Raw genomic sequence first — 1,149 nt, 5'->3', positions numbered from 1 at the left:
GGGGGTTGGAGGGAGTGCGATCGCTTTTGGGGTGTTGAAGGGGTGCGATCGCTGTTTACTAAATCTCCCAATCTTCTAATTTTAAATTATCAATTCTACTAAATTCTCTAGTATTGTGAGTAATTAAAGTTAAATTATTAGCTATAGCAATAGCAGCAATATGTAAATCATTATTTCCTATAGGAGTACCTTTAGCAGCCAATTTACTACGAATTTCACCATAAATAAAAGCACATTTATCATCAAAATGCAAAGAAACAAATCGGTCTAAAAATTCCTGCTGCTTTTGCAGAGTTTTCGCAGGATTATGAGTTCTCATTGCACCATAAAATAATTCCGCTTTGACAATAGAACAAACTACTATATCTATATCGGATAAATCTTGAAGACGCTGAATAATCTTTTCTGATCTTTGATTAAGATATTGAATACAAACATTACTATCTAATAAATATTTCATCAGTTTGTATTCCTAACAATTAATCATTTCTTCTAAGCTATCATCTAAAGTATCATCAATACCTAAATTATCCAGAATAATTGGATCATCTGCACAACTTCCTGCTGTTTTATTAATAAATTCTTGCCACTCTAATTTGTGTTTTTCTGTCGTTATCAAAGTTGTTGGTTTATTGATCAAGTTTTGACGAAATAAACGGACAATTTCCAATATCTCCGGTATATATTCTTCGGGAGTTTGAGCAATTTCTAATAATAAATCATTCCAGGGTGTAGTTGAGGATGTTTCTGTGATGAGTTGGTGATTATTAATCATAAAATATTAGATTTGATTATTTTTACATATTATCAGTATATCAGATCAGAATCAGCAGGTGTAACTTACCCAAATAACGATACTTTGGGGGAGTTGGAGAGATGCGATAGCGCAAGCGCTGACTTGTCAGTTCGCTTTTGGGGAGTTGAGGGGGTGCGATCGCTGTTGGGAAGTTGAGGGGGTGCGATAGCGCAAGCGCTGACTTGTCAGTTCGCTTTTGGGGTTGGAGGGGAGTGCGATCGCTTTTGGGGGTGTTGAAGGGGGTGCGATCGCTGTTTACTAAATCTCCCAATCTTCTAATTTTAAATTATCAATTCTACTAAATTCTCTAGTATTGTGAGTAATTAAAGTTAAATTATTAGCTATAGCAATAG

3 protein-coding genes and 1 pseudogene are annotated in these 1,149 nt (G+C 35.1%); all 4 read right to left on the bottom strand.

The annotated features are described in order from the left end of the window. Positions 1 to 58 precede the first annotated feature (58 nt). On the bottom strand, positions 59 to 460 hold the full coding sequence (locus FJR38_RS07400; protein ID WP_168536215.1) for a type II toxin-antitoxin system VapC family toxin: 402 nt from the start codon (positions 458 to 460) through the stop codon (positions 59 to 61). Between the two features lie 12 nt (positions 461 to 472). Next, positions 473 to 775 (bottom strand): hypothetical protein, encoded by a 303-nt coding sequence (locus tag FJR38_RS07395; protein ID WP_168493040.1) that lies wholly within the window; start codon positions 773 to 775, stop codon positions 473 to 475. 40 nt (positions 776 to 815) lie between these two features. Continuing rightward, entirely contained in the window at positions 816 to 1,067 is a 252-nt protein-coding gene (locus FJR38_RS07390; protein ID WP_168536213.1) for a hypothetical protein, read from the bottom strand. After that, positions 1,055 to 1,149 (bottom strand): annotated as a pseudogene (locus FJR38_RS28285) (type II toxin-antitoxin system VapC family toxin); the annotation flags it as partial. The gene FJR38_RS07390 and the pseudogene FJR38_RS28285, both read right to left, overlap by 13 nt.

The sequence above is a fragment of the Anabaena sp. UHCC 0253 genome (genome assembly GCF_009712085.1).
In the GTDB taxonomy this organism is placed as follows: domain Bacteria; phylum Cyanobacteriota; class Cyanobacteriia; order Cyanobacteriales; family Nostocaceae; genus Dolichospermum.
This window is presented reverse-complemented; position numbering and strand designations above follow the sequence as displayed.